The sequence below is a fragment of the Nocardioides psychrotolerans genome (assembly GCF_943371775.1).
Classification (GTDB): Bacteria; Actinomycetota; Actinomycetes; order Propionibacteriales; family Nocardioidaceae; genus Nocardioides; species Nocardioides psychrotolerans_A.
Genome location: NZ_CALRWD010000023.1, coordinates 31,161 through 53,289 on the forward strand (window position 1 = coordinate 31,161; position 22,129 = coordinate 53,289).

Genomic DNA, 22,129 nt, shown 5'->3' on the forward strand with positions numbered 1-22,129 from the left:
TCGTGTGCCGGCCCCTACGCCTTCTTCACGACGCTCGACTTGAGCTGCATCGCGCCGAAGCCGTCGACCTTGCAGTCGATGTCGTGGTCGCCGACACCGTCGACGAGGCGGATGTTGCGGACCTTCGTGCCGACCTTGATCGAGGTCGGGCTGCCCTTGACCTTGAGGTCCTTCACCACCACGACCGTGTCGCCGTCGGCGAGCACGTTGCCGGCCGAGTCCTTGACCACCCGCGGGGCGTCGACCTCGTCCGCGGAGAGGTCCTCGGCGGACCACTCGAAGGCGCACATCGAGCAGACCGTGAGCCCACCCAGCTCGTAGGTGTGCTCGCTCGAGCACTCCGGGCAGGTCGGGGCTGCGGTCTCGGTCATGCGCCCACCCTAGGGCTGCCCGGGCGGCCCTCCACAGGCGCGGCAAGGCCCGGTTTGCGTGCCCCCGCGCACCGAGCAGCCTCCGGTCATGTTCACCGTCAATCCCCGCGCCCTGCGGCACGCGAGCCGCGACCTCATCCGCCACGGCCTGGACGTCGACGACCGGCTCCAGGTCCCCCTGCCCGACACCGGCCGCTCCGGCTGCGCCACCCAGGAGGGTCTCGAGCGGGTGCTCGCCGAGACGACTGCGGTGGCCGACGGCCTGCGCCACCTCGGTGACGCCCTCGACGTCTTCGTCACCACCTCCTCCGGCGTCGACGGCGGCGTCGGCGGCGCGCTCGACCGGCTGCTCCCAGGAGCGACGTCATGACCCTGAGCACGTCCTTCGAGGGCGACCCCGAGTCCTGCTGGCGCACCGCGGAGCGTCTCGACAGCCTGGCCGCCGCGGTCGAGGACGCTCGTGGCTTCGTCGCGACCCAGGCCACCTCGTCGTCCGATGACTTCGCGGGGTGGTCGGCCGAGGCCTACCGGCTCAGCGCCGGACGCCTGCATGGCAAGGCGCAGCACTGCGGGTCGGCGTGCCGCGAGCTGGCGGTGGCCCTGGCGGCGTTCGGCACGAGCCTCGACCGGGTCCGGCTCGCGCTGCGTCGCACCCGGGACCTCGCCCGCCGGCACCTCGTCGTCGAGGGCGAGGAGATCCTGCGCCCCGGCCCTTACGCCGACGACGGGCAGCGGCGCACCTTCGCGCTCGTCGAGGAGACCCTGCACCTGGCCCGCCAGGTCGAGCACCAGGCCCACCACGACTGGCAGGCGGCCCTCGCCGAGCACGCCGGCACCGCACCGGTCCCGGTCGTGGCTCCGCTCCCCGGAGCGACCCCTCCCCCACCGGCCGCGGCGGCTCCACCGGCCCCGCCCCTCCCCGATCCCGGCGAGCCGGTCCGGCCCGACCCGGTCGACCCGCCACCCCCACCCGACCCTCCCGACGCCGCGGACCAGGGCGCACCCCCGATGGCAGCCGTCGTGGCTGCTGCTGGAGCAACCGCGGCCGGCGTCCTGACCCGGCCACCGCGCGCCCGTCGCCCGGTCGACCTCACGCTCGTCGCACCGACCGACGACGACTGGTCGCCGGCCACGTCGCCCACCACTCCCGTGCCACCGGCCATCCCGATCCCCTGGGAGGTGCCCGATGGCCCGCGGTGACCTCGGCATCGTGGTGCCGCCCCGCTGGCCGCGCCGCTCCGACCCCGACCACGGCGTGCTGGTCAGCGCCCGTTCTCCTGTCCTGCCCGACAGCGGGGTGCGTCCCGAGCTGGTGCTCGCGTGCACCCGGGTCGACCAGGAGCTGGGTGCCTGGCGCGACGACGCCCTGCGTGAGCTGGCCGGGCGTCTCGACGACCTCGACGTGGAGGACGAGGACGCCTTCGACCTGATGGGCCACGACGTCGTCTACCGCCGCTTCGCCCACCGCCTGGGCGCGGCCGACATCGTCAGCGAGCAGTGGGCCTGGCTGGTCGGCACCCTCGGCCTCACCTTGACCTGCTCGGTCGCCCGCGAGGACTACTGGGACTGGTGCGACGTCTTCGAGGCGATCGCCGAGACCGTCGACCTCAGCCAGGTCGCGGCCTAGGTGGTCAGCGCGACGCGAGGCCCGTCCGCTCGGCGGGGTGGGCCAGGTAGTGACGACACAGCCGCAGCACCTCGTCGGGGTCGACCGCCAGCTTCTCGGCGTCCATGGTCGGGTGGCCCGAGCCGGACATGCCGGCCAGCACGTTGGTCCCCTCGTAGCGACCGCCCTCGACCTCAAAGGACAGCCAGTTGTGGATGGGGTCCTCCGCCGACCGGAAGAGGTCACTGGGCGGACGGAAGCGGTTCCAGTGCGGTCGCACGGCGCGGAGGTCGTCCCACGCGAAGGACATCGGCTCGGCCTGGGTGCGCAGCACGACCTGGTCGGGCGTGAGCACGATGCCCTTGTCGGGCGTCATCCGGCTGCGGATGCCGCCCCAGACCGCCAGCATGAAGAACACCCCGGTCGCGAAGGCGAAGAGCGACAGCACGACCGCCAGCACGAGGCGACCCGCGCCCGCATCGTCGGGCGCCTCGTCGACCGCCATCACCGGCGCGAGCAGCAGCAGGAGGCCGATCAGGAAGAAGCCGGCCATCGAGGTGAGCTTCATCGGGTGGACGGGCAGCAGGAGGCCGCGACCCTCCGGGCCGTCGTAGGGCCGGGGCGGCAACCGCTTGCGCGTGCGGCCGAAGGGGATGGCCCCGATCGCGAAGGCGAAGAGCGCCACGAGCACGAAGGCGAGCACGTTGCCCTCGCGCAGCGCGCTGACACCGGCCAGGAGCAGGATCGCCGCGAGGAGCAGGCACGCCCCCGCGAGGAGGTAGTGACGTCGGGGCGTGAAGTGCCATCCCTCCCCCGCGTCGTGGCCGGCGATCGGGGTGGTGGAGGGGCTGGCGTCGTGGGTCACGCCGGGCTTCTACCCGCCGCGCTCACGACGTACACCGGGGCAGCCTTGAGCTTGTCGTCGGCGCAGGACTGGCGCCGCGGCTCGCCGCGGGTCTCCTCCACGACGACCTGCCACGGCTCACCGTCGGCGCGCAGCGAGATGGTGTCGCCGTCGTGCCCGAGCACCGTCACGTCGGCGAAGGCGAGGTCACCCCGCAGGTGGAGCTCGGCGACCTGCTCGGCGCCGCTGCGCCCGGCCCGGCCGCGGGTGAGCAGGACCGGCACCCGCCCCGCCTCGACCTCCTCGCACGCCCTGACCGCCGACTCCGCGTCGAGACGGCCCAGGGTCAGCCCGGAGGGCAGCGCGAGGAGGGTCCCGGAGAAGCGGTGTCCGCCGAGGTGGGTGGTCTCCCACGTGGCCTCGGGCCACCGCGCGGCGAGTGCGGCGGCGACGGGTCGCCCGAGCTCGGCGCAGCACACGTCGCGGCGACCGTTGGTGCAGACCAGCCACAGCGGTCCGTCGTACGCCGTGAGGTCGGTGCCGCCGGCCGTGTCCAGCGTCAGCAGGTCCCCGACGTCGTCGAGCAGCGCGGTGCGGACGACGGGCTGCTCGCCGGGGGCGCCGCCGAGCGAGGCCGTGAAGACCCGCACCTGCGGCGACGGGTCGGTCTCGCGACCGTGCCGGCGGATCAGCTGCACCCGGACGCCCTCGAGGCCGAGCAGGTGCGCGCGCACCTCGTCGGGCAGCGCGCTCTCGGCGACGGCCTTGCGACCCCAGGAGCCGGGGTGCTCGACGAGGAGCCAGTCGGTGTCGGTCGGGGCCGTGCCGGCCAGCGGCTCGGCGGCGGCGAGGCTGAGAGCCGCGCACCTGGTGTCCACCCCGACATTCGACCAGACCGCGCACTAGAGTCGATCGGGTGCCCCGACTGGCGTTCCGCCCCCTGCTCCCGACCCTCGTCCTCCCGCTGGTCCTCGGGCTCGCCGGACCGGCAGTGCCCACCGCCGGCGCCCGCGTCGCGGACGCTGCCCCGTCGACCCCCGCGGCTGCGGCTGCGGCCCGGGCCAAGCCCGACACGCTCTTCCCGCGCCAGGGCCACACCGGCTACGACGTGCGGCACTACGACGTGGGGCTGCGCTACGAGCCGGTGAGCAACCGCCTCGAGGCGTCGACCGCGATCCGGGCGGTCGCGAGGACCCCGCTGCGCTCCTTCCGGCTCGACTTCGTCGGCATGACGATCGACTCGGTCACGGTCGGCGGCGTCCCGGCGCGGTGGCGGCGCACGGCCGAGCACCTGATCGTCACCCCCCGCAAGCCACTCGCCGAGGGCCGCTTCGTCACGACCGTGGCCTACTCCGGCACCCCGTCGGACTACACCGACGCCGACGGGTCCCAGGAGGGCTGGGTCCGCACCGTCGACGGCGCGGTCGCGCTCGGCGAGCCGGTCGGCACGATGACCTGGATCCCCTCCAACAACACCCCGGCGGACAAGGCGCGCTACACCTTCCGCATCGACGTGCCCAACACGGTGCAGGCGACGGCCAACGGCAACCTCGTCTCGCGGGAGCGCCGCGGCCTCCGCATGACGTGGACCTGGCAGGCGCGCGACCGCATGTCGACCTACCTCGCGATGGTGGCGATCGGCTCCTTCAACGTCTACCGATCCTCGGTCGAGTCGATCACCGGCCGCACGATCCCGCTGTGGAGCTTCGTCGACCGCACGACCGACGACACGACCGCCGCACGCGCGCTGCTGCCGAAGGTGATGCGCTTCCAGGAGAGGCTCTTCGGCGCCTACCCGATGACGTCCGGCGGGATGGTCGTCGACAACGCGTCCGTCGGCTATGCGTTGGAGACCCAGACGCGGCCGTTCTACCCGTTCTCCGTCGATGCGGCGACGCTGGTGCACGAGACCGCGCACCAGTGGTACGGCAACTCCGTCACGCTGCGCGACTGGCACGACATCTGGCTGGCCGAGGGCTTCGCGACCTACGCCGAGTGGCTCTGGGAGGGTGCGCACGGCGGGAAGTCGCCGGCCGAGCGCTTCGACGCCCTCTATGCCACCCCGGCCGACCAGGACCTGTGGCACCCCGCGCCCACGGAGTTCACCAGCTCCGCCGACCTCTTCGGCGAGCCGGTCTACAACCGCGGCGCGATGACCCTGCACGCGCTGCGCGAGCGCATCGGCGACACCGACTTCTTCCGCTTCATCAAGCGGTGGGCGACCGTGCACCGCCAGGCCAACGTCAGCACCTCTCAGCTCGTGAGCCTCGCCGAGCAGGTCTCCGGCGAGCAGCTCGACGGGCTCTTCGCCGACTGGCTCGAGCTGGACGGTCGGCCGACCGGCTACTGAGCCGTCGGCTTGGCCTGCCGCAGCGTGAGCCAGAGGCTCAGGGCGACGTAGTAGACGAGGTAGCCGACCGACCCGGCGACGACGAGCGCGTTGGGGTCGGGCAGCTGGGCGACGATCACGGCGTAGGAGACGAACCACAGCGCGGTCAGCACGAAGGTCAGCTGCCACAGCGCCTCGGTGCGCGAGGGGTAGACGTAGCGGATCGGGACGAAGACCAGCACCGTGCAGACGAGGATCGCGACCGCGGTCGAGGTCGTGCCCATCCCGGTGGCGATGACGTAGAACGCCAGGACGTTCCAATAGCTGGGGAAGCCCAGGAAGAAGTGCTCGCCCTCGACGACCGGCTTGGCGTCGGTGCGGCAGAACTGCACGCACGAGGCCATCAGCGGCACCGCGGCGACGATGCCGCCGAAGGTGCCACCGGGCAGGTAGCCGTTGGCCCACAGCAGCGCCATCGGCGCGAGCACGTAGGTCATGTAGTCGACGATGTTGTCGAGCAGCGCCCCGTCGAAGCCGGGCACCAGCTCCTTGACCCGGAAGCGTCGCGCGAGCATCCCGTCGGTGCCGTCGACGAACATCGCGGCGAAGAAGAGCCACAGCACGGTGTCGACGTCGCCGCGGTAGGAGTAGTGGACCATCAGCAGCGCCAGCACGGAGCCGGTCGCGGTGTAGGTGTGCACGGCCGCCGCAGCGAGCCACTGGGCCCGGCTGTGGGGCGGGGTGTGCGGTGGTGCGGGCGTGGTGGTCATGGGCGGCCTCCGACCCAGGTCTGGGCGACGATCGGCGTGCCGGGGCGGTAGGCGAGGTGGACGTGGCTGGGGGCGTCGAGGACGACGAGGTCGGCGCGCTTGCCGGGGGCGAGGACGCCGACGTCGTCGCGACCGAGGGCGGCCGCACCGGTCGCCGTGGCGGCGCGCAACGCCTCGGCCGGTGTCATCCCCATCTCCCGGACCGCCAGGGCGATGCAGAACGGGATCGAGGAGGTAAAGCACGAGCCGGGGTTGCAGTCGCTGGCGATCGCGACCCGCGCGCCGGCGTCGAGGAGCGCCCGGGCGTCGGGGTAGGGCTGCCGGGTGGAGAACTCCACGCCCGGCAGCAGCGTCGCGATCGTGCCCGAGTCGCGCAGGGCGTCGACGTCGGCGGCGCTCAGGTGGGTGCAGTGGTCGACGGCGTGCAGGCCCAGCTCCGCTGCGAGGCGTACGCCGGGCCCTGCGGTGAGCTGGTTGGCGTGCAGGCGGGGCAGCAGGCCGGCCGCGCGGCCCGCCTCCAGCACCGTGCGGGCCTGGTCGCCGTCGAAGGCGCCCTCCTCGCAGAAGACGTCGATCCAGCGGGCGTGCGGCGCGGCGGCCTCGAGCATCGGCCCGGTGACCAGGGCGACGTAGTCCTCCACGGCGGTGCCCGCGGGCACGACGTGGGCGCCCAGGAAGGTCGTCTCCTCGGTGAACTGGCGCGCCACGGCCAGGCTGCGTGCCTCGTCGTGGACGCTCAGGCCGTAGCCGCTCTTGATCTCGACGGTCGTGGTGCCCTGACGGCGCATCTCGGCCACGAGGCTCCCGACGCGGGCGGTGAGCTGCTCGTCGCTGGCGCCGCGGGTGGCGGCGACGGTGGTGCGGATGCCGCCGGCGGCGTAGGCCTGCCCCGCCATGCGGGCGGCGAACTCGTCGGCACGGTCGCCGGCGAAGACCAGGTGGCTGTGGCTGTCGACGAAGCCCGGCACGACCGCGCGGCCGGCGAGGTCCACCTGGGCGTCGGCGGCGGGGGCGTCGGCCAGGTGGCCGACCCACGCGACGCGGGCGCCCTCGACGACCAGCGCCGCCTGGTGGAGCACCTCGGCGCCGGCGGGGTCGTGGGTCGTGAGCTCGCCGATGTTGGTCAGGAGCGTGCTCGTCACCACGCCCTCCTCACCTGCCTCACGCCCACAGCCTCTCGATCACGACGGCGAGGTCGCGACCGACCTGCTCGCGATCACCCTGCTGGAAGACGACGCGTCCGTCGACCACGACATGCGTGATGTCGGCCGCGGTTGCGGCGAAGACGGCCGTGTGGGCGTCGGCACCGGTGCCGGCGGTGCGCGGGCTGGCGGTGTCGAGGGTCACGAGGTCGGCCCGCTGACCGACCGCGATCGTGCCTGCATCGGGGAAGCCGAGGCTGGCGTGGCCGTGGACGGTCGCCGCGTCGAGCAGCTCGTGCGCGGTCCAGTGACCGCGGCTGCGGGTGGCCAGCCGCTCGTCCATCTCGACCGCGCGCATCTCCTCGAAGAGGTCGATCACCGCATGGCTGTCGGAGCCGAGCGTCAGCGGGCTGCCGGCGTCGTAGAGGTGCCGGCTGGGGCCCACCCCGTCGCCGAGGTCGCGCTCGGTCGTGGGGCAGAAGCACGCGTAGGTGCGGGTGCTGCCGAGGTGGGTGAGGTCGTCCTCCATCAGGTGCGTGGCGTGCACCGCGCTGGTCAGCGGCCCCAGCACGCCGTGGTCGGCGAGGAGCTGGGTCGGCGTGGCGCCGTAGGCCGCGATGCAGGCGTCGTTCTCGGCCGTCTGCTCCGAGAGGTGCACGTGCAACGGCCGACCGGCCGCGGCCTCGACGACGGTCGCGAGGTGCTCGTCGGGCACCGCGCGCACCGAGTGGATGGCGGCACCGACCACGGTGGCGTCGTCGGGTCGCAGCGCCGCCATGCGCTGCGCCCAGCGCTCGGCGTCACCGTCGGAGTAGCGCCGCTGCACGCCCTGGACCGGCTCGCCGAAGCCGCTGCTGAGGTAGCAGGTGTCGAGCAGCGCGATCCGGATCCCGACGTCCTTGGCCGCCGCGACCAGCGCATGGCCCATCGCGTTGGGGTCGTCGTACGGCGTGCCGTCGGGCTGGTGGTGCAGGTAGTGGAACTCGCCCACGGTCGTGATCCCCGCGGCCACCATCTCGGCGAAGACCGCCCGTGCCAGCGCGTGGTAGCTGTCGGGGTCCAGCGCCTCCGCCACCTCGTACATCTGCTCGCGCCACGTCCAGAACGTCCCCCGGTGCCGTTGGGTCCGCCCGCGCAGCGCCCGGTGGAACGCGTGGCTGTGACCGTTGGCGAGGCCGGGCAGGGTGAGACCGGGGAGGGTCGGCGCGGCGCCGGCGAGGGCGCTGAGCCTGGATCCGGGCACGACCTGGGTGAACCGGCCGTCCTCGATCACCACCAGCACGTCGTCGTGCACGGCGCCGTCGACCCACGCCCGCTCCAGGACGTACGACGAGCCCGCCGAGGCGGTCATCGCGGGGGTCATCACGGGGGTCATCGCGCCAGCCGCTCGAGCGTGTCCGCGAGCGCCGAGACGCCCACGAGGCAGTCGGGGAGCTCGGCGGACTCGGCCGGGGAGTGCGAGACGCCGCTCGGGTTGCGCACGAAGAGCATCGCGGTGGGGATGCCGGCGGCCGAGAGGATGCCGGCGTCGTGACCGGCCTGGGTCGGGATGACCGGCCAGTCGCCGCCGGCGTGGTCGGCCGCGACCGCGGTGGCCAGTGTCGCGTCGAAGGCCACCGACGCCGACACCGACTCGGCGGTGACGACCAGCGCGGTCCCGTCGCGCTCGGCCCGCTCGCTCGCCTGCCGGGTCACGGCGGCCACGAGGTCGGCCAGGTCCGCGTCGGAGGCGCAGCGCGCGTCGAGCCACGCGGTGACCCGCGAGGGCACGGCGTTGGTGCCGTTGGGCTCGACCTCGATCCGGCCGAAGGTCGCGCGGGACCCCGACAGCCGGGCCTGCTTGTTGGCGGCGAGGGCCGTCATGGCATAGGTGAGCATGGGGTCGGCCCGGTCCTCCATGCGCGTGGTGCCGGCGTGGTTGGCCTCGCCGGTGAGGTCGAAACGGTAGCGGCCGTGCGGCCAGATCTCGCTGGCCACCCCGACCGCGGCACCCCGGTCGACCAGGTCGCGGCCCTGCTCGACGTGCAGCTCCACGAAGGTCCCCACGCCCGACAGGTCGAGCAGCCCTCCCTCAGCGGCGCCGGGCAGGCCGACCGACGCCAACGCGTCGCCGAGGAACACCCCGTCCCGGTCGCGCAGCTCCTGCGCGTCGGCCCACGACAGCGCGCCGGTGGCGAGCCGCGAGCCCAGGCAGGCCAGCCCGAAGCGCGAGCCCTCCTCCTCGGCGAAGACCGACACCCCGATCCGCCGCTGCGGCAGCACACCGCGCGAGCGCAGCAGGTCGAGCGCCGCGAGTGCGGAGACGACGCCGAGCGGTCCGTCGTAGGCCCCACCGTCGAGCACCGAGTCGAGGTGCGAGCCGGTCAGCAGGGCCGGGGAGGCCGCGTCGACGCCGACCGGGTCCCACCACGCGACGACGTTGCCGACGCCGTCGACCTCGACCGCGAGCCCCCGGGCGACAGCCTGCTCGACGAACCACGCGCGCAGCTCGGTCTCGGCTCCGAGGAAGGGCTGACGGAAGTAGCCACCGGACGCGGCTGAGCGACCGATCGGGGCCAGGTCGGCCCACATCCGCTCGAAGTCGTCAGTCATGGTGCGACCCATACTGGGGCACATGGAGTTCCAGGACGTCGTCAGGCGTCGCACGATGGTCCGCCGCTACTCCGAGGAGCCGGTCGACCCGGCGCTCGTCGACCGCGCGCTCGACAACGCGACCCGCGCGCCCAACGCCGGTTTCACCCAGGGCTGGGCCTTCCTGCGGCTCGACACCCCCGACGACGTACGACGCTTCTGGGCCGCCTCCACCGACGCCGCCAGCCTCGAGCGGCCCAGCGCCTGGCTCGCGGGGCTCATGACGGCCCCGGTCGTGATCGTGCCGTGCTCGAGCAAGGCGGCCTACCTCGACCGCTACGCCGAGCCGGACAAGGGCTGGACCGACCGCGACGAGACCCGCTGGGCCAAGCCCTTCTGGCACATGGACGCCGCCATGGCCTCGCTGCTGATCCTCCAGACGGTGACCGACGCGGGCCTCGGCGCCTGCTTCTTCGGCGTGCACGCCGCCCACGAGCCGCGGCTGCGAGCCGAGCTCGGCATCCCCGACGACTACGACCCGGTCGGCGTCATCACCATCGGCCACCGGCTCCCCGACAGCGCTGCCACCCGCAGCGGGTCGCCGACGCGACGTGCTCGCACGCCGTGGCGCGACGTGGTGCACCACGGTCACTGGGGAGGCCTCGAGGGGCAGACGGGTCACTGACCCAGTCCACCGGGCGGCGCCGCGCCGGTCAACGACTCACGAGCCCGTCAGCGTCTCGCATCCGAGACCAGCTCCCAGGCGGTAGCGTCGCCGCATGACCTTGAGGGAGGGGCAGCGGTCGCCTGCCCGCAGCCATGAGCGCGCGGTGGCCAAGCTCCAGGCGCTGGTGCGGATCCCGACGGTCAGCGACCGCGACCCGGGGCTCGTCGACACCGCCGCGTTCGACCTCTTCCTCGAGGAGCTCGCCCGCCAGTTCCCCGTGCTCCACGAGCGGTTGGAGCTGACCCGGGTCGACACCCACGGCCTGCTCTTCCGCTGGCCCGGAGCCAGCAGTGCGCGCCCGGTGGTGCTCATGGCCCACCTCGACGTCGTGCCGGTCGAGGGCACCTGGCAGCACCCGGCGTTCTCCGGCGAGGTCGTCGACGGCGTCATCTGGGGCCGCGGGACGCTGGACGACAAGGGGTCGCTGGTCGCGATCTGCGAGGCCGTCGAGTCGCTGCTGGAGCGCGACGTGGTGCCGGCGCAGGACGTGTGGCTCTCCTTCGGCTGCAACGAGGAGGTCTCCGGCAGCTCCGCGGTGCTCGCCGTCGAGGAGCTCCGCCGGCGCGGGGTCGAGCCGTGGTTCGTCCTCGACGAGGGCGGCGCGATCGCGAGCGAGGCGTTCCCCGGGGTGAAGGCCCCGATCGGCGTCATCGGCCTGACCGAGAAGGGCGTCACGTCGGTCGAGCTGCGGGTCGAGGGACGCGGCGGCCACGCCAGCACGCCGAGCCGGATGGGGCCGACCGCCCGCCTGGCCCGCGCGATCGTGCGCCTCGACCGCTCCCCGATGGCCCCGCGCACCCCGTCCCCGACGGTCGAGCTCTTCCGCCGGATGGCCCCGCACGGCCCGCTCCCGCTGCGGCCGGTCTTCGCCAACGCCGCGCGCCTCAAGCCGCTGCTGACCCGCGCGCTGCTCGCCGCGGGTCCCGAGCCGGGCGCCATGACGCGCACGACGTTCGCCGTCACGACCCTTTCCGGCTCCCCGGCCCTCAACGTGATCGCCGCGACCGCCAAGGCCGGCGTCAACATCCGGATCATGGTCGGCGACACCGTCAACGACGTGCTCGACCACGTGCGCTCGGTCGTCGCCGACGACCAGGTCCACATCGACGTGGTCGAGCGCAACGAGCCGAGCCCGGTCTCCCCGATGGACGACGCCTTCGAGCTCCTCGAGGCGACGATCGGCGAGGTCTTCCCGGACGCCGTGCCCTCGCCCTACGTGATGATGGCGGCCACCGACTCCCGCTTCTTCACCGAGATCTGCGAGCGGGTCTACCGCTTCGCGCCCTTCCGGATGACCAAGGCCCAGCGCGAGGCCATCCACAGCTTCGACGAGCACCTCGGCGTCGAGGCGTTCCTCGACGGCGTCCGGTGGTACGAGCTGCTGATCGAGAGGCTCCCCCGATGAGCACGAGTCCCGGCCCGACGAGCACCCTGCGACCCGCCGCCCACGGCCTCGCCCTCGTCGTCGGCTTCCTGGTCGCGGTCGAGGTCGCGAGCGGGGTGCTCCAGGGCTACTACACGCCGATCTTCCCGCAGATCGCCGACCACCTGAGCATCAGCGAGGGCGACGTCAACTGGTTCGAGGCGGCCCAGCTGATCGTCAGCGCGCTGTGCGTCCCGCTCCTCGCGCGCCTCGCCGACCTGGTCGGGCACCAGCGGGTGCTGCTGCTCTCGACCGCCGTCACGGCGCTCGGCTCCTGGGTGCTGGCCTTTGCGTCGTCGTTCTCGACGTTCCTGATCGGCTGGGCGCTGCAGGGCGCCTACGTCGTGTGGTTGCCGCTCGAGGTCGCGATCATCCACCGCCGCACCCGCGACTCCGGGCGCCAGGAGCTGCTCACCCGCCGCGGAGCGGCCGTCCTGGTCGGCGCGCTCGAGCTGGCGGTCATCATCGGCGCGCTCAGCAGCGGCCTGCTGGTCGACACGCTCGACATGAACCTGATGCTGGCGATCCCCGCGATGGTCGTCACCGCGGTCTTCTTCGTCATCCTCGTCGGCGTCGAGAACTCCCCCGGCGAGGCCACCGGCGGCATCGACTGGACCGGGCTCGGGCTGATCACGCTGGCGCTCGGCCTGGTGATGGCCGGCTTCGTGGTGCTCCGCCTCCAGGGTGTCGGCAGCCCGCTGGCCTGGGCCCTGGTGGTCGCCGGCCTCGCGGCGCTGGTGCCGTTCTGGCGCTACGAGGCCGCCCAGGCCGAGCCGATCGTGGACGTGCGCCTGCTGGCGACCCCGCAGCAGTGGCCCGTGCAGGTCACCGCCTTCCTCTTCGGCATCCCGGTGCTCGGCGGCCAGATCCCGCTCTCCACCTTCGCGCAGGCCGACCCCGACGTCCGCGGCTACGGCCTCGGCGCCGACTCGGCCTTCGTCTCGACGCTGATCGGCGTCTACGTCATCACCCTGGCGATCGGCGCCTTCACGCTGCCGCTCACCTCGCGCTGGCTCGGCGTACGACGGGCGCTGATGGTGTCGTGCCTGCTGGTGGCCCTCGGCTACGCCCTGTGGATCCCCTTCCACGACAGCACCGGCCAGGCGCTGCTCAACATGGGCATCGCCGGCCTCGGGTCGGGCGCCCTCGTCGCCGCCCTGCCGGCTGCGGCGGCCGCTGCCGCGCCACCCGACCGCACCGGCTTCGCGACGGGCATGACCAACGCGACCAAGACCGTCGGCGGTGCGATCGCGTCGTCGATCTTCGCGATCGCCCTGGCCAGCAAGGGGATCGAGGGCGTGACCGAGGCCGAGGCCCCGCTGTCGGGCTACCTCACGGTGTGGGCGGTGTGCTCGATCGCCTCCGTGCTCGCGGCGCTCTCGCTGCTGGCCGCGCCGAAGCACGCCTTCTCCGACCGGCCCGGCTCCCAAGGTCAGAGCGTGCGCGCGAGCAGGCCGTCCAGCTCGACGTAGTGCCGCTCGGCCGCCGCCTCGTCCCACATCGCGGTGTCGGCCATCGTGTAGCCGTGGGCCGCCCCGGGGTAGACCTCGTTGCTGGCGTGCAGGCCCGCGGCGGCGATCGCCTCGCCCAGCGCCGCCACGGCCTCGGGCGGCATCGAGCCGTCGTTGTCGGCGTGACCGAGGACCAGCTCTGCCCGGGCGTGCGCCAGCGCGAGGTGCGGGCTGTCGGCCTCGTCGGTGACGAGCCCGCCGCCGTGGAAGCCGCCGCACGCGGCGACGACGTCGGGGTGCGCGCCCGCGGCACGGATCGCCAGCCGGGCGCCCATGCAGTAGCCCGTGACCCCGATCGGCCCGGCGCCGACGCCGTCGAGGCCGCGCAGCGTGTCGACGTACGCCGCGATGTCGGCGAGCGCGAGGTCGGAGGTGAGGGCACCGATCCGGGGCAGGGCGACCTTGAAGAAGGCGTCGCGCTCGGCGGGGTCGGTGAGGTCGCCGGTCGGGGCCAGCTCCGCGACCGTGCCCTCGCGGTGGAAGACGTGGGGGGCGAGGACGACGTAGCCCCAGCTCGCGATCCGGTCGCACATCGCGGCGATCTGCGGCCGCAGCCCGATCGCGTCCATGAAGAACAGGACGCCCGGCAGGGCACCGATGTCGGGGGTCGCGGGCGGGCGGGCGACGTAGGCCTCCGCGGTGCCACCGGGCACAGGGATGTCGATCAGGTCCATGCCCAGCAACCTAGCCAGTGCTCACACACCCCCTCGTAAACTCGACCTCGTCATCACAGCCGCGGAGGTGACCCATGACCCACGACGACGAACCTCTCGAGGTCGAGCGCGTCGACAAGCTGCCACTCAAGGACAAGCGCACCGGCCTGACGGCCGCCCAGACGCGCATCGCCAACCAGTCCTCCTGGGTCGACCAGCAGATCCGGGTCGCCATGGCCAAGGGCGAGTTCGACGACCTGCCCGGCGCGGGCAAGCCGATCGAGGGGCTCGGGCGCGACCACGACCCCGACTGGTGGCTCAAGAAGCTCGTCGAGCGGGAGAACATCACCGTCCTGCCGCCCTCGCTCCAGCTCCGCAAGGACGACGCCGAGCTGGAGGTGCGCCTCGACGGTCTCTTCAACGACACCGAGGTGCGTCGCGAGGTCGAGGACTTCAACGCCCGCGTGATCCGGGCGCGCTACTCCCCGCAGGACGGCCAGCCGCCGCTGGTCACGATGCCCCGCGACGTGGACGCGACAGTCGCCGCCTGGCGCGAGCGCCGCGACGAGCGGGCCGCGGCGGCTCGGGCCCGGCGAGAGCAGCAGCAGGCCGAGGCGCCGCCGCGTCGTCGATGGTGGCGGCAGCGACGACGGGACTGAGCGCCGAGAGATCCGTCATACCCGGGTGGTGTCCGCCGCTGGTACTTTCCGCGCATGACCGGTTCCTCGCGCAGTGCCAAGGACTTCTTCCGCCCCCTCGCGGTCGGAGCACCCACCCCGCTCACGGAGGTCCCGGCTCGCCCGAGTCGTGCGATCCACTTCTTCGACCCGAGCAACGAGAAGATGGCGGCCAAGATCCCCGCCATGGTCGGCACCGTCGACGTCCTCCTCGGCAACCTCGAGGACGCGGTCAAGGCCGACAACAAGGTCGCCGCGCGTGAGGGCCTCGTGCGCATCGCCCAGGCCACCGACTTCGGACCCACGCAGCTGTGGACCCGGATCAACTCGCTCGACAGCCCCTGGGTGCTCGACGACCTCACCACCCTGGTGCCCGCGATCGGCGACAAGCTCGACGTGATCATGGTGCCGAAGGTGCAGGGCGCCGAGGACATCCACTACGTCGACCGGCTGCTCGCCCAGCTCGAGGCCAAGGCCGGTCTCGACCGGCCGATCCTGATCCACGCGATCCTCGAGACCGCGCGCGGTGTGGCCAACGTGGAGGAGATCTGCGGCGCCAGCCCCCGCATGCAGGGCCTCTCCCTCGGCCCAGCCGACCTGGCGGCCGACCGTCGGATGAAGACGACCCGCGTCGGCGGCGGTCACCCGGGCTACCTCGTGCGCCAGGACCCGACGGTCAAGGACGGCGTCACCGACATCGAGGGTCAGCGCACGACCTACCAGCAGGACCTGTGGCACTACACGATCGCCCGCATGGTCGACGCCTGCGCGATGCACGGCATCTACCCCTATTACGGCCCCTTCGGCGACATCGCCGACGTGGTGGCCTGCGAGGACCAGTTCCGCAACGCCTTCCTGCTCGGCTGCGTCGGCACGTGGAGCCTGCACCCCAAGCAGATCGCCATCGCCAACCGGGTCTTCAGCCCGTCGGTCGAGGACATTCAGCACGCGCGTCGGGTGGTCGCGGCCATGGGTGACGGCACCGGCGCGGTGATGCTCGACGGCAAGATGGAGGACGACGCCTCGCTCAAGCAGTGCCTGGTGATGGTGCGCCTGGCCGAGGAGCTGGCGGCGATCGACCCCGAGCTGAAGAAGCAGTACGACGCGATCGAGGTGGCCTGAGCCATGACCGACTTCACCCCCCTCCGCTCGGTCCTCTACATGCCCAGCTCCAACGAGCGGGCGCTCGAGAAGGCCAAGGCGATCGCCTGCGACGGCCTGATCCTCGACCTTGAGGACGCGGTCGCCCCCGACGCCAAGCCGGCCGCCCGTGAGTCCGCGGCGGCGGCCGCGGCGTCGGGCGACTACGGCCGCCGTACGGTCACGATCCGGGTCAACGGCATCGGCACCGAGTGGCACGACGACGACATCGTCGCCGCCGCGCAGGCCGGCCCCGCCGGCATCGTCGTGCCCAAGGTCAACAGCGCCGACGAGGTCCGCTCGCTGGTCGCCGCGATGGAGAAGGCCGGCGCGCCCGACCACACCCGCCTGTGGGCGATGGTCGAGACGCCCGAGGCGATCTTCAACGTGCGCGAGCTCGCCGCCGCCTCCGACCGGCTCGCGGTGCTCGTGATGGGCACCAACGACCTGGTCAAGGAGCTCTACGCCGAGCACGTGCCCGGCCGCGCGCCGCTGCTGACGTCGCTGTCCCTCGCGCTGCTGGCCGCGCGGGCCGCCGGCATCGCGATCCTCGACGGCGTCTACAACGACGTGAAGAACGAGGAGGGCTTCCTCGCCGAGTGCGAGCAGGGTCGTCAGCTCGGCTTCGACGGCAAGACGCTCATCCACCCCGGCCAGGTCGGCCCGGCCAACGAGCAGTTCGCACCGTCCGAGAAGGCCGTCGAGGACGCCCGCGGGATCCTCGAGGCCTGGGAGGCCGGCAAGGGCTCGGGCGTCGTCACCTACAACAACAAGATGGTGGAGAACCTCCACGTCGAGTCCGCCCAGCGCACGCTGAGCATCCACGAGGCCATCCGGGCGCTCGGCTGATCCTGGTCAGCCGTCCAGCTCCCGGACCAGACGCACCGGTGCGGTGAGCCGGAAGGACGCGTCGAGGAGCTCGGCGACCTCGTCCCAGCCGCGCTCGTCGGGTGCCGGCAGGTCGACGCCGAGCCAGCCGCTCGGGCCGAGGTAGGCCGGCACGAACGAGCGGTCCTCCTCGAGCAGGGCGGTGCGCTCGTCCTCGTCGAGCAGCACCATCAGGCACTGCGGGTGCTCGTGCCAGTCACCGTCGACCTTGTGCGAGCCGCCGTAGTAGGCGAAGACCTTGGTGGTGAAGAACGCCGGACGTCCGTGCGAGACCTTCTCCTGGGCTCCCGGCAGCGCCAGCGCCAGCGCACGGACCCGGGCGAGTGCCGGGTCGTCGTCCGCGAACATCTGCGGGTGCGGCACGCCTCAGCCCCAGATCTCCCGCACCCGCTCGGCGTACGCCGCCGCCTGGGCGTGGCCGGCCCTGGCGGACGCCGGGCGGGCGGCGGGGTCGAGGACATTCTTGCCGATCGCGGACAGCGACCCCTCGTCGGGCGTGATCACCAGGTGCGCGACCCCGAGCTCGGCGAGCTGTTGCGACGCCGTGCGGAGCGGGCCGATCGAGCGGTCCGACGGGGTGAGCGCGACGACCGGGTCGCAGCCGGCGGCCAGGTCGGAGTTGGAGCCGGAGCGCATGCCGCCGTCGACGTAGGTCCTGCCGTTGATCGGGATCGGCGGATAGACGCAGGGCACGGCGCAGCTGGCGTTGACGGCGTCCTCCAGCCCGACGTCGTGACCGGGCTTGAAAGCGACCAGGGTGCCGGTCTCGACGTCGACGGCCGTGATGACCAGGTCGCGGTCGGGCCAGGTCGTGGTCGTCAGGCGCTGGCGGACCTGGTCGTAGCGCTCGGCGATGCTCGGGGTCCTGCCCTGAGCGGTCGTCCGGACCGCCCGGCGGCCCAGGATGCGACCGAAGGCCTCGACGTCGCCACGGGCGCGCAGGAGCGCGAAGCCGAAGGTCGCGAGCACGCGCGGACCGATCGAGGCCAGCGTCGTCTCGGTGGGACCGTCGGGGTGGCCCGGCGGGAGGAGCTGGCGACGGTAGAGCTCGTCGAGCGGGGTGTCGCTGGTGATCTGCGAGCCGACGATCGAGCCCGCCGACGTGCCGATCACCCGGTCGGCGGTGGTCAGGTCGACCCCGGCCTCGGCCAGACCGGTCAGCAGCCCGGTCTCCCAGGCGATCCCGGTGATGCCGCCGCCGCCCAGGACCAGTCCCCGCGTGCGGGTGGGTGTGCTCATGGCGTCAGTCTCTCAGGCGCTTGTGACCTCCGTGACGTCCGATGATCGGACCTACGGTGGCGCATATCCCGGAGTGCGAGCGTCAAACCACCCCGTGGGGTGGTTCCAGCGCCCGGTCAGCACGAGATGGTGGTCGACGAACATCTCGAAAGGATGGTTATCCCCATGGTGGTACTCGGACTGATCCTGCTGATCATCGGCCTGATCGCAAAGATCTCGATCCTCACGACGATCGGCGCGATCCTGCTGGTCGTCGGCCTGATCCTCAACCTCGTCCCGGTCGGCGGCACGCGTCGACGCGTCTATTGACGCACCCGCACGACCTGAGCGACACGCTCGACAACAGGACCCCCGGCCTCATGGCCGGGGGTCCTGGCATTTCCGCGACCGGGCGCGACCGGGCGTGACCGGGCGTGACTGTCGCCCGACACGCCTGCGGTCCGCGCACTACTGCGCGTCGCGTAGTACTGTGCGCTGCATGGACACCACCCAGCTCCTCAAGGGCGTGCTCGACCTCGCGGTCCTCGCCGTCGTGGAGGACGACGACGGCTACGGCTACGACGTGCTGCGCCGGCTGCGCGCCGGCGGGCTCACCGAGGTCGGCGACGCGTCCGTCTACGGCACCCTGCGACGGCTCTACGCCGCGGGCGCACTGACGTCCTACGTCGTGCCCTCCGACGAGGGCCCTCACCGCAAGTACTACGGCATCACCCCGATGGGGCGGGCCCAGCTCGAGCGTCAGACCAAGGACTGGGCGAGCTTCTCCGAGACCGTCACCGCCCTCCTCGCCCACCACCCCCAGGGAGCAGCCTCGTGAACGACAGCCTCAACACCGACACCCGCCCCGAGGTCGAGGCGTTCGTCGCCGAGGTCCGCGCCCGGCTCGCCGACCTCTCCGAGGAGGAGCGGGAGGAGCTGCTCGGCGGCCTCGAGGCCGACCTCTCGGACCAGCTCGCCGACGGGACCGCCCTCGGCGACCCCTCGTCGTACGCCGAGGAGCTGAGGGGCGCCGCCGGCCTGCCGGTCCGTGCCCGGTCGTCGCGGCTGCGACGGCCCTCCCTCCCGACCGCCGCGTCCCTCGAGGAGGGGCTGGACCGCTCCCGCGAAGGCTTCCTGGCCCTAGTGCAGGAGCGGGCGTGGACGCGGCAGGCGTGGGAGCTGCTCGAGGCCGTGCGACCGGCGTGGTGGGTGCTGCGTGCGTGGGTCGCGGTGACGCTGCTGGACCAAGTGGCCGGCACCTGGGAGTACGTCACCCTCGTGCCCACCCTCGCGGTGCCGCTGCTCGGGCCGGGGCTGCTGCTGGTGGCGGTGGTCCTCAGCGTGCTGATCGGGCTGGGGCGCCTCTGGCCAGGCTCCGGGCCTCGTCGTCCGCTGCTGGCCCGGCTGGTGCTGGTCGCGCTCAACGTCGTCGCCGTGCTCGCCCCGCTGAGCTTCGCGGTGATGACGCCGGTGCAGGGCGACCCGGAGTGGGCGGGCTACTCGGCCGGCTACCGCGACGGCGCCCGGCAGCCCGGTCTGCGCCTGGACAGCGACGAGGTGCGCAACCTCTTCGTCTACAACGCCAACGGGCGGCTGGTGCAGGGCGCGCAGATCTTCCGCGGCAGCGGCGAGCCACTGACGGTGCGACCGCAGGACGCGCACACCGGGCGTGGCGACGAGCGACTGGTCGGCTGCGGCTGGCTCAACGGCACCACCGAGCTCTTCAACGTCTTCCCGCTCGCCCAGCGCCCGCAGCTGCGCGGCTCCTGCCTCGACGAGCCCGGTCGCCGCGACCCGGGCGGTCCGCTGGTCGACGCCGAGCCGCCGTTCGCCCAGGTGCCGCCGGTGACCTCGCCGGTGCCGGTCGAGCCGGTCGAGCCGGTGGCGCCGGTCGAGCCGGTGGCGCCGACTCGCTGAGGATCAGGGCTGGTCGTCGCGGCGCAGCTTCTCGTCGAGCCAGAGCTTGACGCTGCCGGCGACCCCGGCGACGTCGTGGACCAGCTTGCCCAGGGCGTCCTGCGACTGCTGGAAGGTCTCGGCATAGCTGGCGGCTGCTGCCTTGGCCGCGTCGGTCACCTTGGCCGAGTCGTCGTCGCTCCGGCGCGGGTAGGCGCCGGCGACGAAGCGGGTGTACTCCCCCGAGTCGACCCAGCGCCGCAGCTCCGCGGCGCGGACGACCGCGAAGGGGTGGGTGCGGTTCTCGATGAGCAGGAGCTTGAGGACCGAGTCGCGCAGGTCGCTGGCGTCGAGGTACTCCTGGCCCTGGGCGAAGAACGACGTCGTGTCGAGCTGGTCGAGGTGGCCGCCGCTGGCGAGCTGCATGTGCACCCGGAAGGCGGTCGCGGTGTCCTGGGTGGCCAGCAGACCCGCGCGGTCGGCCGACAGCTCGGCCTTGCGCGACCACTCGTAGAGCGCGGCCACGATGGCCCGCAGGCCGAGCCCGCCGAGCGGCAGGCTCGAGAGGACGCCGCTCAGCACGAGCAGCCGCTGGAGCAGCGTCTGGTAGACCGCGTGCCCGCTCACCGCGTGCCCGAGCTCGTGACCGATCACGAAGCGCAGCTCGTCGTCGTCGAGGAGGTCGACCAGCCCCGAGTTGAGGACGATGAACGGCTTGTTCATGCCGATCGTCATGGCGTTGAGGACCGGGTTGGCGGCGACGTACAGCTCCGGCAGCTCCTCGACGTCGAGCACCCGCCCGACGTCGACGAGCATGTGGTGCAGCGCGGGGAACTGGCGCTCGTCGACCCGCACCGCCGAGCCGAGGAAGACCAGCCGGAACGCGCGCTCGTTGAAGAGCCCCGCGACCGCCTTCAGCACCGTGTCGAAGCCCTTGAGCTTGCGCAGCGCGACCAGTGCGCCCTGGTCGGCGGGGTGCTCCCACGCGCGGGAGCTGATGTCGGTGAGGGTGGCCCGGGACCGAGCCGGCTGGTTCGTCACGTCGTCACTCTCGCACGGGGATGTGAAGGCCCCCGGTCGCGGCAATGCCCATCCGGCCGGATAGTGCGGGACGTTTTCGACCTCCTGGTGGTCCCGCGAGGTCGAAATCGTCCCGCACTATCCGGCCCATCAGGCGTGCGTCAGCTCCTCCACCTTGCCCAGCCGGACGAGGCGGGCATCGAGGGTCTCGGGCGCGGGATCCCACGGCGGACGCTCGAGGGTCCACGCGCGCTGCGAGGGTGGCAGGAAGAGCGCTCGGGACCGTACGCCGAGGATGCGTGCCGCGGCTGCCCGGCGGGAGTCTCCGCGGACGACGCTGACGTACTCCAGCCCGACCCCGCGAAACCGCTGCTCCCGCGTGACGTCCCCGCGGTGCTGCTCGATCGACTTGTGGTGCTCGCCGTCGTACTCGACCACGAGGCCCGCGACCGGATCGAACAGGTCCGGGATCCCGAGCAGGTTGCCGTCGAGGTCGTAGACCGGCTCGTTGACGATCGGCTCCGGCAGGTTGGCGAGCTGGGTGTAGACGAGGCGGAGCCAGGTCTCTCGAGGCGAGCGACTCTCGTCGACTGCCAGGGACACCGCGTGTCGCGCGAGCGGCGCCCCGTTGCGCGAGTTGGCGTTGCCGACGTAGGTCGCGAAGAGCCAGACCGAGATGAGCCCGGCCGCGGCGGCCATGTCGATCGCCTCGACGGCCGACCAGAGGGAGCCGCGCCGGCGTACCTCGTCGAAGAGCGCTCGCTGTGGGGTGGTCACGGGGATCCCGGCGACCAGCTCGCGATCCGAAAGGGAGAGGGAGATCCGCTCGAGGTGACAACCCGGGGCCGCGCGCAGCTTGGCGCCGGCACCCCCGAGCGACAGCGGGACCGGCAGCTCGACCTCGCCACCGGGGGCCAATCCGTCGAAGAAGGCCGCACCGCGCCACCGCAGGGCCGCCCATGCCGTCACGCAACCCGACCGGCCGTTGGGTCTCAGCCGCGCGGCCTGCTCGACGATGCGCTGCTCGACACAGACGTTGGCCGACGAGGGCACGTAGAGGCCGGGCCCGACCTTCCGCCAGCGCGGCCCGTTGGCGGCGCGCCAGGTGGGACCGGCCCTTCCGCTGCTGTCGGTGCGACTCGGGGCGACCAGGCCGTCCGGCCTCGTGCACACGGGATCCCAGCGGGTGATCGACATGCCCAGATCGATGCCGCCGGCACCCCCGTACCAATCAACGACCCGCGGCGCCTGTGGACAACCTCGACCCCGATGCCCTCTGTGGGTCTCGAGTGGCTCGGGCCGTCACCACCGCCGGGAAAGTGCGGGACGTTTTCGACCTCCAA

25 protein-coding genes are annotated in these 22,129 nt (G+C 72.8%); 13 read left to right on the forward strand and 12 right to left on the reverse strand.

The window, feature by feature from the left end:
• Positions 1 to 14: 14 nt before the first annotated feature.
• Entirely contained in the window at positions 15 to 371 is a 357-nt protein-coding gene (locus AAG827_RS08890) for a zinc ribbon domain-containing protein YjdM (RefSeq protein WP_341925564.1), read from the reverse strand.
• Positions 372 to 459: 88 nt separating this feature from the next.
• On the opposite strand from AAG827_RS08890, the gene AAG827_RS08895 reads away from it, so the two are divergent.
• Genes AAG827_RS08895 through AAG827_RS08905 form a run of 3 tightly spaced genes read left to right on the forward strand, consistent with a single transcriptional unit; the run spans position 460 to position 1,998 of the window.
• A complete protein-coding gene (locus AAG827_RS08895) occupies positions 460 to 741 on the forward strand; it encodes a hypothetical protein (protein ID WP_341925565.1) in 282 nt (93 codons plus the stop codon).
• Positions 738 to 1,571 (forward strand): hypothetical protein, encoded by an 834-nt coding sequence (locus tag AAG827_RS08900; protein ID WP_341925567.1) that lies wholly within the window; start codon positions 738 to 740, stop codon positions 1,569 to 1,571. The genes AAG827_RS08895 and AAG827_RS08900 overlap by 4 nt, the downstream gene beginning before the upstream one ends.
• A complete protein-coding gene (locus tag AAG827_RS08905) occupies positions 1,558 to 1,998 on the forward strand; it encodes a hypothetical protein (RefSeq protein ID WP_341925568.1) in 441 nt (146 codons plus the stop codon). The genes AAG827_RS08900 and AAG827_RS08905 overlap by 14 nt, the downstream gene beginning before the upstream one ends.
• 4 nt (positions 1,999 to 2,002) lie before the next feature.
• Here the strand turns inward: AAG827_RS08905 and AAG827_RS08910 are convergent, their stop codons facing one another.
• Both AAG827_RS08910 and AAG827_RS08915 read right to left on the reverse strand, forming a co-directional pair.
• The gene (locus AAG827_RS08910) at positions 2,003 to 2,842 is read right to left on the reverse strand and encodes a hypothetical protein (protein ID WP_341925569.1); all 840 of its coding nucleotides are present in this window, start codon (positions 2,840 to 2,842) and stop codon (positions 2,003 to 2,005) included.
• On the reverse strand, positions 2,839 to 3,699 hold the full coding sequence (locus AAG827_RS08915; protein ID WP_341925570.1) for a sucrase ferredoxin: 861 nt from the start codon (positions 3,697 to 3,699) through the stop codon (positions 2,839 to 2,841). Before AAG827_RS08915 ends, AAG827_RS08910 begins: the two co-directional genes overlap by 4 nt.
• 38 nt (positions 3,700 to 3,737) lie before the next feature.
• Between AAG827_RS08915 and AAG827_RS08920 the strand changes: the two genes are divergently transcribed.
• Positions 3,738 to 5,171 carry a M1 family metallopeptidase gene (locus AAG827_RS08920; RefSeq protein ID WP_341925571.1) on the forward strand — a complete coding sequence of 478 codons (1,434 nt, stop codon included), beginning with the start codon at positions 3,738 to 3,740 and terminating at the stop codon, positions 5,169 to 5,171.
• Here AAG827_RS08920 and AAG827_RS08925 read toward each other — a convergent pair.
• Genes AAG827_RS08925 through AAG827_RS08940 form a run of 4 tightly spaced genes read right to left on the reverse strand, consistent with a single transcriptional unit; the run spans position 5,165 to position 9,654 of the window.
• The gene (locus tag AAG827_RS08925) at positions 5,165 to 5,920 is read right to left on the reverse strand and encodes a CDP-diacylglycerol O-phosphatidyltransferase (RefSeq protein WP_341925573.1); all 756 of its coding nucleotides are present in this window, start codon (positions 5,918 to 5,920) and stop codon (positions 5,165 to 5,167) included. The genes AAG827_RS08920 and AAG827_RS08925 overlap by 7 nt on opposite strands.
• The gene (gene hutI, locus AAG827_RS08930) at positions 5,917 to 7,062 is read right to left on the reverse strand and encodes an imidazolonepropionase (RefSeq protein ID WP_341925575.1); all 1,146 of its coding nucleotides are present in this window, start codon (positions 7,060 to 7,062) and stop codon (positions 5,917 to 5,919) included. Before hutI ends, AAG827_RS08925 begins: the two co-directional genes overlap by 4 nt.
• 19 nt (positions 7,063 to 7,081) lie before the next feature.
• The gene (locus tag AAG827_RS08935) at positions 7,082 to 8,437 is read right to left on the reverse strand and encodes a formimidoylglutamate deiminase (protein WP_341925576.1); all 1,356 of its coding nucleotides are present in this window, start codon (positions 8,435 to 8,437) and stop codon (positions 7,082 to 7,084) included.
• Positions 8,434 to 9,654: an allantoate amidohydrolase gene (locus AAG827_RS08940; protein WP_341925577.1), complete on the reverse strand. Its 1,221-nt coding sequence runs from the start codon at positions 9,652 to 9,654 to the stop codon at positions 8,434 to 8,436. The genes AAG827_RS08935 and AAG827_RS08940 overlap by 4 nt, the downstream gene beginning before the upstream one ends.
• A gap of 22 nt (positions 9,655 to 9,676) precedes the next feature.
• On the opposite strand from AAG827_RS08940, the gene AAG827_RS08945 reads away from it, so the two are divergent.
• The 3 genes from AAG827_RS08945 (at position 9,677) to AAG827_RS08955 (ending at position 13,255) form a co-directional block, all read left to right on the forward strand.
• Positions 9,677 to 10,318 carry a nitroreductase family protein gene (locus tag AAG827_RS08945; protein ID WP_341925578.1) on the forward strand — a complete coding sequence of 214 codons (642 nt, stop codon included), beginning with the start codon at positions 9,677 to 9,679 and terminating at the stop codon, positions 10,316 to 10,318.
• A gap of 94 nt (positions 10,319 to 10,412) precedes the next feature.
• Entirely contained in the window at positions 10,413 to 11,765 is a 1,353-nt protein-coding gene (locus AAG827_RS08950) for a M20/M25/M40 family metallo-hydrolase (protein WP_341925579.1), read from the forward strand.
• On the forward strand, positions 11,762 to 13,255 hold the full coding sequence (locus AAG827_RS08955; RefSeq protein WP_341925580.1) for an MFS transporter: 1,494 nt from the start codon (positions 11,762 to 11,764) through the stop codon (positions 13,253 to 13,255). Before AAG827_RS08950 ends, AAG827_RS08955 begins: the two co-directional genes overlap by 4 nt.
• Here AAG827_RS08955 and AAG827_RS08960 read toward each other — a convergent pair.
• A complete protein-coding gene (locus AAG827_RS08960) occupies positions 13,216 to 13,968 on the reverse strand; it encodes a dienelactone hydrolase family protein (protein ID WP_341925581.1) in 753 nt (250 codons plus the stop codon). The two genes, AAG827_RS08955 and AAG827_RS08960, sit on opposite strands and share 40 nt — an antisense overlap.
• A gap of 74 nt (positions 13,969 to 14,042) precedes the next feature.
• On the opposite strand from AAG827_RS08960, the gene AAG827_RS08965 reads away from it, so the two are divergent.
• Genes AAG827_RS08965 through AAG827_RS08975 form a run of 3 tightly spaced genes read left to right on the forward strand, consistent with a single transcriptional unit; the run spans position 14,043 to position 16,613 of the window.
• A complete protein-coding gene (locus AAG827_RS08965) occupies positions 14,043 to 14,606 on the forward strand; it encodes a DUF1992 domain-containing protein (protein ID WP_341925582.1) in 564 nt (187 codons plus the stop codon).
• Positions 14,607 to 14,660: 54 nt separating this feature from the next.
• Entirely contained in the window at positions 14,661 to 15,746 is a 1,086-nt protein-coding gene (locus tag AAG827_RS08970) for a CoA ester lyase (protein ID WP_341925583.1), read from the forward strand.
• A 3-nt stretch (positions 15,747 to 15,749) separates the two neighbouring features.
• Positions 15,750 to 16,613: a CoA ester lyase gene (locus AAG827_RS08975; protein WP_341925584.1), complete on the forward strand. Its 864-nt coding sequence runs from the start codon at positions 15,750 to 15,752 to the stop codon at positions 16,611 to 16,613.
• Positions 16,614 to 16,619: 6 nt separating this feature from the next.
• Here AAG827_RS08975 and AAG827_RS08980 read toward each other — a convergent pair whose 3' ends face one another.
• Both AAG827_RS08980 and AAG827_RS08985 read right to left on the reverse strand, forming a co-directional pair.
• Positions 16,620 to 17,015 (reverse strand): MmcQ/YjbR family DNA-binding protein, encoded by a 396-nt coding sequence (locus tag AAG827_RS08980; protein ID WP_341925585.1) that lies wholly within the window; start codon positions 17,013 to 17,015, stop codon positions 16,620 to 16,622.
• 3 nt (positions 17,016 to 17,018) lie between these two features.
• The gene (locus AAG827_RS08985) at positions 17,019 to 17,891 is read right to left on the reverse strand and encodes a patatin-like phospholipase family protein (RefSeq protein WP_341925586.1); all 873 of its coding nucleotides are present in this window, start codon (positions 17,889 to 17,891) and stop codon (positions 17,019 to 17,021) included.
• 165 nt (positions 17,892 to 18,056) lie between these two features.
• Between AAG827_RS08985 and AAG827_RS08990 the strand changes: the two genes are divergently transcribed.
• The 3 genes from AAG827_RS08990 (at position 18,057) to AAG827_RS09000 (ending at position 19,787) form a co-directional block, all read left to right on the forward strand.
• Positions 18,057 to 18,200, forward strand: coding sequence for a hypothetical protein (locus AAG827_RS08990; protein WP_341925587.1), 144 nt, complete (start codon positions 18,057 to 18,059; stop codon positions 18,198 to 18,200).
• Between the two features lie 169 nt (positions 18,201 to 18,369).
• Positions 18,370 to 18,708 carry a PadR family transcriptional regulator gene (locus AAG827_RS08995; protein ID WP_341925588.1) on the forward strand — a complete coding sequence of 113 codons (339 nt, stop codon included), beginning with the start codon at positions 18,370 to 18,372 and terminating at the stop codon, positions 18,706 to 18,708.
• Positions 18,705 to 19,787: a hypothetical protein gene (locus tag AAG827_RS09000; RefSeq protein WP_341925589.1), complete on the forward strand. Its 1,083-nt coding sequence runs from the start codon at positions 18,705 to 18,707 to the stop codon at positions 19,785 to 19,787. The genes AAG827_RS08995 and AAG827_RS09000 overlap by 4 nt, the downstream gene beginning before the upstream one ends.
• Before the next feature lie 3 nt (positions 19,788 to 19,790).
• Here the strand turns inward: AAG827_RS09000 and AAG827_RS09005 are convergent, their stop codons facing one another.
• Both AAG827_RS09005 and AAG827_RS09010 read right to left on the reverse strand, forming a co-directional pair.
• Complete coding sequence (locus tag AAG827_RS09005) at positions 19,791 to 20,807, reverse strand: M48 family metallopeptidase (protein WP_341925590.1); 1,017 nt, start codon at positions 20,805 to 20,807, stop codon at positions 19,791 to 19,793.
• Between the two features lie 129 nt (positions 20,808 to 20,936).
• Positions 20,937 to 21,983: a hypothetical protein gene (locus tag AAG827_RS09010; protein WP_341925591.1), complete on the reverse strand. Its 1,047-nt coding sequence runs from the start codon at positions 21,981 to 21,983 to the stop codon at positions 20,937 to 20,939.
• Positions 21,984 to 22,129: the final 146 nt, after the last annotated feature.